This window comes from Aurantiacibacter zhengii (assembly GCF_003584125.1).
In the GTDB taxonomy this organism is placed as follows: Bacteria; Pseudomonadota; Alphaproteobacteria; order Sphingomonadales; family Sphingomonadaceae; genus Alteraurantiacibacter; species Alteraurantiacibacter zhengii.
This window is the reverse complement of record NZ_QXFL01000006.1, coordinates 1-13981: the sequence shown is the minus strand read 5'-3', so window position 1 is coordinate 13981 and position 13981 is coordinate 1. Positions and strand designations below refer to the sequence as shown.

Below are 13981 nucleotides of genomic sequence, written 5' to 3'. Positions count from 1 at the left end.
ATCATGGCGATGCAGCAGCACGGCACCTTTACCGATAACCCGCGTGTCGAGACAATTCCGGACGACCATGCCGGTCTGCCAAAGCCCCGCCGCCTGTGGGCGATTGCGGCCATCAGTTTCGGCACATCGCTGCTGGTGATCGACAGCAATATCGCGAATGTCGCGCTTCCCACCATCGCCCGCGACCTGAACGTGGGCGAAGCCGCCGTGACCAATGTGGTGACCATCTACCAGCTCGTGCTGGTGATGCTGCTGCTGCCGTTCTCTTCCCTTGGTGACAGGCTGGGCCATCGAACCCTATACCAAGCCGGGCAGGGCGTCTTCATGGTGGCGTCTGCTGCCTGCTTCTTCGTCGACAGCTTTACCGTGTTGCTGCTGCTGCGCGCCCTTCAGGCGATCGGCGCCGCCATGGCGCTGAGCGTGTCTGCGGCCATGTTGCGACAGATCTATCCGGCCAGCAGGCTGGGCACCGGCATGGGGATCAACAGCGTGATCGTGGCCAGTTCTGCCGCGCTGGCACCCACAGTAGGCGGCTACATCGTCGGCAACCTGCCCTGGCAGACGGTATTCGTGGCCGCGGCCCCGATGGCGGTTATCTCGCTTCTGCTGGGCCGCGCGCTGCCGGAACCCGAGCCGCGCGATCAACCCTCCAAATGGCGCAGCGGTGTGCTGAGCGCGCTCACGATGCTGCTGCTGGTCGGTGGTATCCAGCTGGGCACGCACGACGCACTGGGCTGGGGCATCGCCGCCTTCGCACTGGGCGTCGTCGCGCTGCTGGCCCTGATCCAGCGGGAGCGGCGCCGCGAGGCACCCGTGTTCCCGGTAGACCTGCTGGCGAAACCGGTGATCGGCCTTTCCGCGCTGGCCGGGTTTGCCAGCTTCGTTTCTGCCGGGGCCCTGATGCTGGGCCTGCCATTCCGGTTCGAGAACGCGATGGGCTACGAACCGCAGATGGTCGGCCTGCTTTTGCTGCCGTTCCCGCTCACCATGCTGGTGGTCTCGCCAATTGCGGGAATTGCCTCTGACAAGGTGGCGCCTACCAAGCTGGGGGTTACCGGCATGGCGATTGCGATCGTCGGCCTGCTGCTGCTGGCGACCATGCCCGACCAGCCCGGAGCATGGAACATTGCATGGCGCCTCAGCCTAACTGCCGTGGGATTCGGCCTGTTCTTCAGCCCGAATTCGCGCCTGTTGATCGGCCGCGCCCCGCGAGACCGTGCGGCTGCTGCGGGTGGCCTGCTATCGACGTCGCGCCTCTTCGGCCAGACGATGGGCGCGGTCGCGATCGGCATCCTGCTTGCCGCAGGCCTGGGCACCGGTCCGGCCCCGCTTTACGTAAGCTGCGCGCTGGCCGTGGTGGCCGCGCTGGCAAGCATGGTGCGCTTTTCGCAGCGGGACAATCCGGCGAACAGGTAACGGCCTTTTCAGTCGAGATCGATCACCGCACGCATCGGGCCACCGCCCAAGGGGCGGAATAGCAGGGCATAATCGCTGGGCCCGGTCTGGTCGTCCCAACCCAACTTGGAAAAGGCAGACGTGGTAGCCCGAACCGCCTCGGAATCCTTTTCAAAATCCGCGCCATAGCCGATGAAAGCCATCGGTGCGTCGTCCGCCACAGGCCATTCGAACGGGTCGAAACAGGCTACGCCCGGGGTGCGTTCGAAAAGCTCGCTGGAAAGCGCTTGGCCAACCTCTGTTTCCAGCTCGATATCGTCGAGCGAATAGCCATCCTTGAAAATCTGCCCGAGATAACCAGCCGCGATGCATCCTGCACAGACGGTGGCATCGGTGCTGGCATAAATGTTGCCGGTGTATTCCCATACACAAGGCTGGCCGCAGCAATCGCAAGGCTTCGCAGAGGCAACAAGCGGACCTCCCTCTGCGTAGGCGCCGGGGTAAAAGCGGAAATGGGGCTTTTCTTCCTTCCGCCTTAGCTTTCTCCCGAACAGCCTCACTTGACCCAGTCGAGCCCGATCTCTTCGTAAACCTCGCGGTTCTCCGCCCACTTCTCGTCCACTTTCACATGGAGGAAGAGGTGGACTTTCACGCCCAGCATTGCGCTCAGTTCCTTGCGAGCCGCCTCGCCGATGGCCTTGATGCGGTTGCCCTGCTTGCCCAGCACGATCGGTTTCTGGCTGTCGCGAGCGATGACGATCTGCTGGCGCACCTCCACGCTGCCATCGGGACGCTGGGTATAGCTTTCGGGACGCACGGCGGCGTCGTAGGGCAGTTCTTCGTGCAGTTGCTGATAAAGCTGCTCGCGCGTCACTTCAGCGGCAAGGAGGCGCTCGCTGGCGTCGGAGACCTGGTCCTCCGGGTAGTGCCACGGCCCTTCGGGCATCAGGCCTGCCAGCGTATCCTTCAGTTCGGGCACCCCGTCGCCGGTGAGGGCGGACACGAAATAGACCTCGCTGAAATCGGCGAGCTGCGTCAGTTCCTGCGCCAGTTCCAGCAAGGGCTCCTTCTTCGAGACGTCCACCTTGTTGAGTACCAGAATCTTACGCTCCTTGCGGTCCTTCAACTGTTCGACCAGCGGCATCAGTTCATGGCGACGCTGCTTGACCGGGTCGACCACCAGCAGCACGGCATCGGCTTCCACCGCGCCCTCCCACGCGGCACTTACCATGGCGCGGTCAAGCCTGCGCTTGGGCTCGAAAATGCCGGGCGTGTCGACCAGGATCATCTGCACATCGCCGTGCAGGGCAATGCCCAGCAGACGTGCGCGGGTGGTCTGCGCCTTGGCGCTGGTAATGGCGACCTTCTGGCCCACAAGCTGGTTTACCAGCGTGGACTTGCCCGCGTTGGGTGCGCCGATCACGGCCACCAGGCCGCATTTCTGTTCCCCTTGGCTCATCCGTATTTCTCCATGAAGAGCCTTGCGGCTTCTGTTTCGGCCTCGCGCTTGCCGCCGGCGGTGGCTTCCACGGCGCCGACCTTGTGCACGCTCACCTGGACGGTGAAGCGCCGGGCGTGGTCGGGGCCCGACGTGCCCGTGACCGAATATTCCGGCGGGCGGCGCTGGTTGCCCGCGGCCCATTCCTGCAGCGCGCTCTTGGGATGCTTGCGGCGTCCTGTCTCGCCGTCGAACACCTCGCGCCACAGGTCGCGGATAAGGTCCCGCGTTGCATCGAATCCGGCCTCCAGGAAGTTCGCGCCGATCAGCGATTCCATGATGTCGCCCAGCACGTTGTCGCTGTCCTGCGCGCCGTCTTCCCTGGCCTGCTTGCCCATCCGCACATGGTCGCTGGTGCCGATCGCGCGGGCCCGGTTGGCGCAGGCCCGCTTGCTGACAAGGGCATTCAGGCGCTGTGCCAGCTTGCCCTCGGCACTGTTCGAGTGGTCATACAGCCAGTCAGCGATGGTTAGGCCCAGGACCCGGTCGCCTAGGAATTCCAGCCGGTCATAATCCTTTGTTTCGCCGGTGCTGCCGTGGGTGAGCGCCTCGTGCCATAGTTCCTCTTTCCGCACGGAGAAGCCGTGGCCTTCCAGCCATGCCCGGGTTTCAGGCTCCAGCGTGCTCATATGCCTTCGAAGATCCGGCCCCAGCGTACGCCATTGCCCCACGACCAGTACATGAAGCTGGCTTCGGCAACGAGGTTTTCGGTCGGCACGAGGCCCACCCAACCGCCGGAAACCGATGCGCGGCGGCTGTCCTGCGAGTTGTCGCGGTTGTCGCCCATCATGAAGACGTGGTCTTCGGGCACGATGACTGGCGCTGTATTATCCACCGCGACCACGCCCAGATCGAGCACGTTGTAGCTGACGCCGTTCGGCAGGGTTTCGCGGAACTGGGGGTAGCGGCAGGCGGGCGTGCCGTCTTCGGCGCGGAAGGCGAAGCGACCGGAATAGCAGCGTTCCCCGGCAGGAAGATCCACCACGAAATCCTCGACCCGTTCCTTCGGCACGGGATTTCCGTTGAGCACCAGTTGGCCATCGACCATCTGCACGGTGTCGCCCGGCAGGCCGATAACCCGCTTGATATAGTCGGTATGGTCGATGGGATGCTTGAAGATCGCCACATCGCCGTGCTCGGGCAGGCTGGCGAACACGCGGCCGTCGCCCACGTCCACGTCGAACGGCAGCGAATAGCGCGAGTAGCCATAGGGCCACTTGGCGGCGAACAGGTAATCGCCCACCAGCAGGCGCGGCATCATGCTTTCGGACGGGATGTTGAAGCTGGTGAACACGAAGGTGCGGAATACCAGCACCACGATCACCAGCTTGACCAGGAACCAGCCGAAGCTTTTCCAGTCTTCCTTTTCCTCGGGCTTGGCCGCTTCGGGCTCCACCACTTCGCGCGGAGTTACGTTTTCAGTCATCGGCGGCGGTCTTGTTGCGAGAGCGCTCCCGCGTCAAGCACCTGCTTGCAAAAGGGCGCTTGTCGTCGACCGGCGTCGTGGAATGTGGAACACCTGGAACACTGTTCAGAGGCGAAAGTCCCGGAGGCGTCACACACCCTTTCGCAATTGCACAAATTCCCCCAGATTGGCGGTTTTCATTCATGACCCAGTGGCCTAGCGATGGGCTAAATCGGTAGGAAAGGAATCGCACCCAGTGACACGCCCCGAGAGCATGACCCGCGACGAAGCCTGGAAAGCCCTGGCGCTGCATCCCGATCCTACGCTGGAAGAGCTTTTTGCCGAAGACCCTGGCCGGGTGGACAAGCTTTCCACCCGCATCGAACTGGGCGAGGTCGGCGTCCGCTTCGACTGGTCGAAGACCCACCTGACCGATGAGCTGCTCGGCGAGTTCGAGGCCTTGGCGAAGGCATCGAACTTCAACGAGATGCGCGACCGCATGTTCGGCGGCGAGGTGGTGAATCCCACCGAAAACCGCGCGGCAGAACATTCCGCCCTTCGCGGCGTCGGCGAGGACGCCAGCGTGGAAGAGGCCGAGGCTCTGCGCGAACGGATGAAGCTGCTGGTGGAGGCCATTCACGATGGCGCGATGGGCGAGGTGAAGCATCTGATCCACGTCGGCATTGGTGGCAGTGCACTGGGACCGGCGCTGGCCGTCGATGCACTGGGCCGCGACGATCCGAAGGTGGACGTCCATGTCGTTTCCAACATCGACGGCGTCGCGCTGGAAGAAGCCTTTGCCATGTGCGACCCGCAGACCACGCTGCTGGCCGTTGCATCCAAGACCTTCACCACCATCGAGACGATGACCAACGCGCACTCGGCGCTGAAATGGCTGGCCGACAACGGCGTGGACGATCCCACAGGCCGGGTCATCGCGCTTACCGCCTACCCCGAGCGGGCGGTGGAATGGGGCGTGGACGAAACGCGCATCCTGCCGTTTGCCGAAAGCGTGGGCGGGCGATACTCGCTGTGGTCCTCCATCGGCTTTCCCATCGCAATTTCCATCGGCTGGGACAATTTCCAGGCCATGCTGGCCGGGGCTGCCGCGATGGACCGGCATTTCCGCGATACCGATGGACGCGACAACCTGCCACTGCGCGCGGCCTTCTCCGACCTTTTCTACCTTCGCCTGCGCGGCTGCCAGACCCGCGCCGTGTTCGCCTATGACGAACGCCTGCGCCTGCTGCCGGACTATCTTCAGCAACTGGAGATGGAATCGAACGGCAAGAGCGTGACAGTAGACGGCGAGCCGAGCGGACCGACCGCGCCGATCACCTGGGGCGGGGTGGGCACCGATGCCCAGCACGCGGTTTTCCAGTTGCTGCACCAGGGCACTCACCTCGTGCCGATAGACTTCATCGCCAGCATCGAACCGGGCGACTTGCTGGACGCAGCGCATCATCACATCCTGCTGATGAACTGCTTCGCGCAAGGGGCCGCGCTGATGAGCGGCCGCGCATCGGACGATCCGCACCGCAATTATCCGGGCAACCGTCCCTCCGCCACGATCCTGTGCGATGATCTGGATGCCGCCACGTTTGGCGCGCTCGTCGCCTTCCACGAACACCGGGTGTTCGCGTCGGCAGTGATGCTGGACATCAATCCCTTCGACCAGTTCGGGGTGGAACTGGGCAAGGAAATCGCCAAGAAGATCGAAAAAGGCGGAGAGAAATTCGACGCCAGCACCGAGGCGCTGCTGAAAGTTGCTGGCCTGGATTAGCCGCGATCCAACGGGAAAGTAGGGACTTTTTCGGAAAGGTTAGTCCGATCACGCGTTGCGGGTACGTAACAAGTGGAAGGAAGAACCTATGAAAAAGCTCCTGATGACCACCATGGTTTCCGCAGCCGCGCTCGGCCTTGCGGCATGCAATTCCGAAGACGTAGAGAACACGCCGGTCGACGATATCGATGAAATCGTGGACGAGGACGAAGCCTATCCCGTGGGCGGTGAACTGAGCGAAGACCAGCAGGCCAATTACGACGCGATGGACCGCCAGGCGGTTAGCGACGAATACGATGCCAACATGGCATCCATGCAGTCCGGCAGGGATTCAGGCGCGATGTCCGATAGTTCGATGGACGGCAATGCAACCTCGGGTTCGATGTCCGGTTCGGAATCGATGGAAAGCGACAGCATGTCCGAGGGTGATACCATGTCTGGTGGAACTTCCATGGACGGTGGCGATGCGATGGCCGGTTCTTCCGGTTCCAGCCAAGGCAATTCCATGCCCACACGCAGCCAGATGACCTTCAGCTACCTCGACCGTAACGGTGACGGCCAGCTGTCCGTGGCCGAATACGCTATCTGGGCGCTGCCGACCAATCCCAATCCGCCCGAGCCCAACGATGCGCTCGCCCCGCATCTGACGCAGGATCAGATCAACGAGGCCGGGCAGACATTCTTCTACTTCGATGACGATGGCGACAGCTATCTCTCGCAGGAAGAATTTCAGGATGCACGCAACTCCGGTCGCACCGCCTGACCGGTGAATAACGCGAACTTTTGACGCATGATGATTGGCCGACAGCCTTCTTGCTGTCGGCCAATATATACTGTTCTTTTGCGATTGTTGGCAGGCATTTGGCTATTCGGCCGGAAATGTCTAAGCATGATCGCTTTAGCATGAAGCACAGGATTCCTCGGGCACGATGGACCAACTCGACCAGCTTTCCACACGCACCTGGCATGTATCGCCGGACATGCTGTGCTATTTTCATGCCGATGGCACCTTCGCGCATGTAAATCCGGCGTGGGAGGATACGCTGGGCTGGTCGTTGGAAGAGATGATCGGCAAACCGTTCAGCGCCTTTCTGCACCCGGACGATGTGTACAGTTCTGAGGCTGCCTTTGCGCGGCTTACGAGCGGGGAGCCGGTGCTCGGTTTCGAGAACCGTTATCGCGCCAAGGACGAAACCTATCACCGGCTGTCATGGGTGGCTGTGCCCGAAGCGGAAGGCAGGTATTTTTGTTCCGCCCGCGACATCACCCGCGATTTCGAGCGATCGGCCCTGGTAGAACAGCAGGGCGAGGAAGCGGAGCTGCGCGAGCAGTTTCTCGCCGTGCTGGGTCACGATCTTCGCAACCCGCTCGCCGGGCTCGATTCCGGCATCTCCATCATCCAACGGCGCAGTTCGCAGGAAGACCTTGTGCCGGTGCTGGAGCAGATGCGCCGCAGCGTGACGCGGATGGACGAGTTGATCAGCAACATGATGGATTTCGCCCGCGTCCGGCTGGGTGACGGCATCGGACTGGACATGGCGGTGCAGGACGACATGGGCGCCTTGCTGCAACAGGTCTGCGAGGAGATTGCCATCGGCAAGCCCACCGCCGAGGTCAATTTCATCAGCGATGCCGATCGCGTGGTGCGCTGCGATGCGCCGCGGATACAGCAATCCCTGTCCAACCTGCTGGCCAACGCGGTGACCCATGGCGACATGTCCCGTCCGGTAACGGTCGAGTATCGAACCCAGCCGGAGCATTTCGTCATCGCGGTGCGCAATGCCGGTGGCCAGATTTCCGAACAGGGCCGTGCAAACCTGTTCCAGCCGTTCTTCCGGGGCACCCCCGATGAAAGCAAGCAGGGACTCGGGCTGGGGCTGTATATCGTCTCCCAGATCGTCAGCGCGCACGGAGGAGAGATCGACGTGGCTTCCGAAAATGGCGAGACGCGTTTCACCATGACTATCCCCGGATGAGCACGACAGTTCGCCAGTTGGAGGTTGCGCAAATGCCGTGTAGAACCGGGCGATGACATTCCCCATCATCTTCGCCGTTGCCTGGGCGGTCATCCTGGGCCTGGGCGGCGGACTGCTGACCAAGATCGGGGAATGGTACCGAAATTTGCGCAAACCCAGCTGGCAGCCGCCCGACTGGCTTTTCGGGCCCGCGTGGACCGTGATCCTGGGCCTTGCCGCATGGGCGTTCGTGCGCTGCTGGCCTGCGGCAGAAGCGGCCGGGGAGACATCCTTCCTGATCGGTCTCTACGTCGTCAACGGCGTGTTCCACTTCCTTTGGTCGCCGCTGTTCTTCACGGTAAAGCGCCCTGACTGGGCCTTGATAGAGGTGCCGTTCCTTTGGCTTTCGGTCCTCTCGCTAACGGTGTTCCTGCGCCAATGGGACGAGCTGGCGAGTTGGCTGATCGTGCCCTACCTCGTCTGGGTCAGCTTCGCGGCGATCCTGAACTGGAAGATCGTCCAGTTGAACAGGCCTTTCACGCCAGCGCATTAATCTTTCGCAGCGATTTCCTTTGACATTGGTGCTGCAACGCACCACATGCCCCCAATCGAAGCGCGCGCCAGCGTGAAGCGGTGAACGAGACATGTTCCCCCCGGCAGCCCTTCGGTCCTTTCCCCAAGACTTCCCTTTTCACGCGGGTGGTTTTCAAACCCCGCGATGGCGCGCGCCCTTTCGGCTGCGTGCCAGTCGCATTATTATGCGAGTTAAACACCTATAATGACTATCCAGTTTTCCGATCTCGGGCTGTCGCAGCCTGTGATGCAGGCCCTCGACATGCAGGGCTACAAGACACCCACTCCCATCCAGGCGCAGGCCATCCCGCCCGTGCTGGAAGGCCGGGACCTCCTCGGCATTGCGCAAACGGGTACGGGCAAGACCGCTGCTTTCATGCTTCCCAGCATCGATAACCTGCGCAAGGCCGACAACCAGATCCCGTTCAAGTCCTGCCGCATGCTGGTCCTCGCGCCGACGCGCGAACTGGCAGGCCAGATCGCCCAGAGCGCCAAGGACTATGGCGCGCTTGCGGGCCTCAAGGTCCACTCCATCGTCGGCGGCACCTCGGTGAACAAGGATCGCAACAAGCTGCACCGCGGCTGTGATATCCTGGTTGCAACGCCGGGCCGCCTGCTCGACCTGATCGACCAGAAGGCCTTCAACCTCGATGGGCTGGAAATCCTCGTGCTCGACGAAGCTGACCAGATGCTCGACCTCGGCTTCATCCATGCGCTGCGCCGCATTCGTGAACTCGCCCCGGCAGAGCGTCAGACGCTTTTCTTCAGCGCCACGATGCCCAAGCAGATCAAGGAACTGGTTTCCGGCTACTGCAAGAACCCTGCGCAGGTCTCGGTCACTCCGGCAGCCAGCACGGCAGAGCGGATCGACCAGTACCTCTTCATGGTGCAGCAGGACGAGAAGCAGGCGCTGCTAGAGCTGATCCTGTCGGAAAAGCACGAAGTGCCCGGCAAGTTCGAGCGCGTGTTGATCTTCACCCGCACCAAGCACGGTGCTGATCGCCTCGTGAAGAAGCTTTCGCAGGTCAATATTCCCTCCAACGCCATCCACGGCAACAAGAGCCAGCCCCAGCGCGAACGCGCGTTGAGCGAGTTCAAGTCGGCCAAAGTTCCGATTTTGATCGCGACCGACGTTGCCGCGCGCGGTATCGACATTCCGGGCGTCAGCCACGTGATCAACTACGAGCTGCCGAACGTGCCGGAGCAATACGTCCACCGTATCGGCCGTACCGCGCGTGCGGGTGCCGACGGGGTGGCCATCGCCTTCTGTGCCGAGGACGAACGTGCTTACCTGAAGGACATCAACAAGCAGACCGATGCTTCGTTCGAACGTCTGCCCCTGCCGGACAATTTCCGTGCCGTGGTGGAAGGTGTCGGCCCGACCAAGCCTGCTCCCAAGCAGCAGCGCCAGCGGGTGAACCCGAAGCCGCGCGGTGCCTCTGCCGAACGCATGGGCAAGCGCAGCGACAAGCCCCGTGGCCGCAGCGGCGGGAACCGTGGCGGCCCGAACCGCCATCGTGGTGGCCCCAAGCAGGGCGGCGGGCAGCGTCGCGGCGGCGGTCGTGGTCGCTCGCAGGGCTCTTCGCAGAGCTGATTGCCCGAGATAGCCTATTCTTAACCATGCGCGCTCTAGGACGGTTTCGTTCCAGAGCGCGCAATGGGTTAGGCTGACGATGATAAGAACGAAGACCGCAATTGTCGTGGGCGCAGGCGCCGCGGTCGAAATAGAACTGCTCGGCCAGCGAGAGATGCTCAACCGCATTGCGCAAGGCTACGATTTCCAGCGCCTGGGTACCGAACTGCAATCGCGCGAGATGCAGGATTTCGATACGCTTTTCAGCAAGGTGAAGGGGAAGAACGCGGAACTGCGCGATGCCGCCATGCGCATTCGCGCAGGCTCCCGCCTTTCCAGTTCGATGCACGCACTGTTGCAGCAGCACGGCGAAGACAAGCACGTGCTGGCCGCCGGAAAGCTGGCTCTGGCCTACTACACGCTGCGCGCCGAAGAGCATTCCCCGATGGGCGCAGAGCCGCGCGATCCCGGCGACATGCCGCTGCGCGGTACCGAGAACTGGCTTTACGAACTCAGCCGGATGGTGGTGGACGGCGTTACGCGGGCCAAGGCCGAACAATGCTTCGAACACCTGCACATCGTCAATTTCAACGCCGATCGCTCTATCGAGCACTATATGCCTTGGGCGCTGCATCTCGGCTTCGGAATGAGCCTGACGGAGGCCCAGGCCATCTGCGCGGAGAAGCTGCGCGTTGTCCATCCCTATGGCCGGGCAGGGAAGCTCGCCTGGCAGGCTGGCGACGAAGCCGTCGCGGGTTGGGGCGAGGTGGAACTGAAAAACCTGCTCAAACAGGCTGAGGGTATTCGCACAGCTTCCGAATTCCTCGCCGACCGGCACATGCGCGCCGCGCTCTACGGCGGGTTGGCAAACGCGCGGCGCCTGGTGTTTCTCGGCTTCGATTTCAACGCACTGGATACCGCCTTGCTGTTCGACGAGCGGCTTACGCAGTCGCCCGATGCTTTGCTTTCCATTCCCGTGGGCGCAGGTCATCACAAGGAAAGCATCAGCCGGGTCCTGAAATCCGTCGGCGGAATACAGGCGGAGTCTGTTGTCGCGCTGCACGATGGGCGGGTGTGGCAGATGCTGCGCGATCACGCGCTGTTCCTGGAAAGCTGACCGGCGTCAGTCTGGCAGGTGATTTGAAACCCTTGCCCGTTGGCGAACGTATGGTCATGGACCGTACCAGAATTGCCACCAGCAGGAGTTTTCCCCGCCAATGTCCGAATACGACTACGACCTCTTCACCATCGGTGCAGGCTCCGGCGGGGTGCGCGCCAGCCGCGTTTCGGCGGCACACGGCGCGAAAGTGGCGATTGCGGAGGAACACCGCGTGGGTGGCACCTGCGTCATTCGTGGCTGCGTGCCCAAGAAGATGCTCGTCTACGGCGCGCATTTTGCGGAGGATCTGGAAGACTGCCAGAAATTCGGCTGGGAGATCGAGGGCAAGAAATTCGACTGGAAGGTGCTGCGCGACAACGTGCTGGCCGATGTCGACCGGCTCGAAGGTGCGTATACGGACACGCTGGAAAACCACGATGTCGCGATTTTCAAGCAGCGCGCCACGATCACCGGCCCGCATGAGGTCACGCTGGCGGACGGTACGAAGCACACCGCGCGCTACATTCTGATCGCCACCGGCGCGCACCCGCGCATGCCGGAGTGCCAGGGCGCGGAACATGCCATCAGTTCGAACGAGGCGTTTCACCTGGACGAATTGCCGAAGAAAATCCTCATCGCGGGCGGCGGCTATATCGCCAACGAGTTTGCAGGCATTTTCAACGAATTCGGCTGCGACGTTCACGTCGTCAATCGCGGCGACCGCCTTCTGCGCTCCTATGATGAGGGCGTTCGTGACCGGTTGCTGCAGATCTCGACGATGAAGGGGATCAAGTTCCGCTTCAACACCACGTTCGAATACATCAAGCCGTGTGACGAGGGCGGCTATTTCGTGAAGCTTTCCGATTCCGACGAGGAGAGGGCCGACCTGGTGATGTTCGCCGTGGGACGCGTGCCGAACACGAAGGATCTGGGCCTCGACGCGGCGGGCGTCGAACTGGGCGAGATCGGCGAGATCAAGGTCGACCGTTTTAGCAAGACCAATGTCGATCACATCTATGCCGTGGGCGATGTGACCGACCGCGTGCAACTGACCCCCATCGCGATCCGCGAAGGGCAGGCCTTCGCCGACAGTGTTTTCGGCAAGGGCGACCCGGTGGCGGTTGACCACAGCTGCATTCCCAGTGCGGTCTTCAGCCACCCGCCCATCGCCGCCGTCGGCATGACCGAGGGGGAGGCGAAGAACAAGCTGGGCAGCGTGAAGGTTTATCTCAGCGATTTTCGCCCGATGAAAAACGTGCTGGCCGGTCGTAACGAGCGCAGCCTGATCAAGATGATCTGCGACGGAGAGAACGGTCGGATCGTGGGCATACACATGATCGCTCCCGATGCGCCGGAGATGATGCAGGCCGCCGCCATCGCGGTAAAGGCCGGGCTGACGAAGGCCGATTTCGACGCGACAACAGCGATTCACCCGACCATGGCCGAAGAACTTGTGCTGATGCGCTAGGCGTGATGACGGAAGGCGGAGGTCGGGGTCGGGGTCGGGGTCGTGGCCGGGGGGAGGGGTTTGACCGAAACCCTTTCCCGTGCAACGGCTTTTCCAAAGTTTAGGAGAGCCGATTTGTCCGCCAATATAGCCGAGATGGAACGTCGCCGTGAAGCCGCCCGGATGGGTGGTGGCCAGAAGCGTATCGATGCGCAGCATGCGAAGGGAAAGCTGACCGCGCGCGAGCGGCTGGACGTGCTGCTGGACGAAGGCAGCTTCGAGGAACTCGACACCTACGTCGAGCACGACTGCGTCGATTTCGGCATGCAGGACCAGAAGATACCGGGCGACGGTGTCGTGACCGGCAGCGGCACGATCAACGGGCGGCTGGTCTATGTCTTCAGCCAGGATTTCACCGTGTTCGGCGGCTCTCTCAGCAAGCGTCACGCGGAGAAGATCTGCAAGGTGATGGACAATGCCATGAAGGTCGGCGCGCCGGTGATCGGGCTCAATGACAGCGGCGGGGCGCGCATCCAGGAAGGCGTGGCCAGCCTTGGCGGCTATGCCGAGGTGTTCCAGAAGAACGTGCTGGCATCGGGCGTCATCCCGCAGCTCAGCCTGATCATGGGGCCGTGCGCGGGCGGGGCGGTGTACTCACCGGCCATGACAGACTTCATCTTCATGGTGAAGGACAGCTCCTACATGTTCGTGACCGGGCCCGAGGTGGTGAAGACCGTCACCAACGAGGAAGTCACGCAGGAAGACCTCGGCGGCGCGGTGGTGCACACGACCAAGACGAGCGTTGCCGACCTTGCTCTCGAGAACGATATCGAGGCGCTGCTGGCCGCGCGCGAACTGATCGGCTTCGTGCCGGAGAGCAACCGCGACCCGCTGCCGCACCTGCCGACCGACGATCCGTGGGACCGGCGCGAGGACAGCCTCGACACGCTGATCCCCGCCAGTTCCAACATGCCCTACGACATGCACGAACTGATCCGTAAGGTTGTCGACGACGGCAACTTCTTCGAGATCCAGCCAAAGCACGGCGCGAACATCATCACAGGCTTTGGCCGGATCGAGGGCAAGCCCGTGGGCTTCGTCGCCAACCAGCCGATGGTGCTCGCCGGCGTGCTCGACATCGACGCCAGCCGCAAGGCGGCGCGCTTCGTGCGCTTCTGCGATGCGTTCAGCATCCCGATCGTCACCTTCGTGGACGTGCCCGGCTTCCTTCCCGGCACGAGCCAGGAACACAA

At 62.4% G+C, this 13981-nt stretch carries 13 protein-coding genes; 9 read left to right on the top strand and 4 right to left on the bottom strand.

From position 1 onward, the window contains the following. Window positions 1-3 precede the first annotated feature (3 nt). Window positions 4-1416: an MFS transporter gene (locus D2V07_RS13100; protein WP_233548405.1), complete on the top strand. Its 1413-nt coding sequence runs from the start codon at window positions 4-6 to the stop codon at window positions 1414-1416. Window positions 1417-1424: 8 nt separating this feature from the next. Here D2V07_RS13100 and D2V07_RS13095 read toward each other — a convergent pair whose 3' ends face one another. From D2V07_RS13095 to lepB, 4 genes are read right to left on the bottom strand one after another with little or no spacing between them, the layout of a single operon-like run. After that, complete coding sequence (locus D2V07_RS13095; protein ID WP_158586838.1) at window positions 1425-1955, bottom strand: CbrC family protein; 531 nt, start codon at window positions 1953-1955, stop codon at window positions 1425-1427. Then, entirely contained in the window at window positions 1952-2854 is a 903-nt protein-coding gene (gene era / locus D2V07_RS13090) for a GTPase Era (protein WP_119587470.1), read from the bottom strand. Before era ends, D2V07_RS13095 begins: the two co-directional genes overlap by 4 nt. Beyond that, window positions 2851-3522 carry a ribonuclease III gene (rnc, locus tag D2V07_RS13085; RefSeq protein ID WP_119587469.1) on the bottom strand — a complete coding sequence of 224 codons (672 nt, stop codon included), beginning with the start codon at window positions 3520-3522 and terminating at the stop codon, window positions 2851-2853. The genes era and rnc overlap by 4 nt, the downstream gene beginning before the upstream one ends. After that, complete coding sequence (lepB, locus tag D2V07_RS13080; protein WP_119587468.1) at window positions 3519-4319, bottom strand: signal peptidase I; 801 nt, start codon at window positions 4317-4319, stop codon at window positions 3519-3521. The genes rnc and lepB overlap by 4 nt, the downstream gene beginning before the upstream one ends. 253 nt (window positions 4320-4572) lie before the next feature. Between lepB and pgi the strand changes: the two genes are divergently transcribed. From pgi to D2V07_RS13040, 8 genes are all read left to right on the top strand, one after another. Further along, entirely contained in the window at window positions 4573-6081 is a 1509-nt protein-coding gene (pgi, locus tag D2V07_RS13075) for a glucose-6-phosphate isomerase (RefSeq protein WP_119587467.1), read from the top strand. An 88-nt stretch (window positions 6082-6169) separates the two neighbouring features. Beyond that, window positions 6170-6844 carry an EF-hand domain-containing protein gene (locus D2V07_RS13070; RefSeq protein WP_119587466.1) on the top strand — a complete coding sequence of 225 codons (675 nt, stop codon included), beginning with the start codon at window positions 6170-6172 and terminating at the stop codon, window positions 6842-6844. A gap of 166 nt (window positions 6845-7010) precedes the next feature. Beyond that, window positions 7011-8057 carry a PAS domain-containing sensor histidine kinase gene (locus D2V07_RS13065; protein ID WP_119587465.1) on the top strand — a complete coding sequence of 349 codons (1047 nt, stop codon included), beginning with the start codon at window positions 7011-7013 and terminating at the stop codon, window positions 8055-8057. Between the two features lie 52 nt (window positions 8058-8109). Beyond that, window positions 8110-8589 (top strand): TspO/MBR family protein, encoded by a 480-nt coding sequence (locus D2V07_RS13060; RefSeq protein WP_119587464.1) that lies wholly within the window; start codon window positions 8110-8112, stop codon window positions 8587-8589. 225 nt (window positions 8590-8814) lie between these two features. Then, on the top strand, window positions 8815-10203 hold the full coding sequence (locus D2V07_RS13055; protein WP_119587463.1) for a DEAD/DEAH box helicase: 1389 nt from the start codon (window positions 8815-8817) through the stop codon (window positions 10201-10203). Window positions 10204-10282: 79 nt separating this feature from the next. Further along, on the top strand, window positions 10283-11299 hold the full coding sequence (locus tag D2V07_RS13050; RefSeq protein ID WP_119587462.1) for a hypothetical protein: 1017 nt from the start codon (window positions 10283-10285) through the stop codon (window positions 11297-11299). A gap of 100 nt (window positions 11300-11399) precedes the next feature. Further along, window positions 11400-12749, top strand: a complete 1350-nt coding sequence (gene gorA / locus D2V07_RS13045; RefSeq protein WP_119587461.1) for a glutathione-disulfide reductase — start codon at window positions 11400-11402, stop codon at window positions 12747-12749. Between the two features lie 114 nt (window positions 12750-12863). Further along, window positions 12864-13981: acyl-CoA carboxylase subunit beta (locus tag D2V07_RS13040; RefSeq protein WP_147366976.1), on the top strand; the 1118-nt coding region annotated here is incomplete at its 3' end.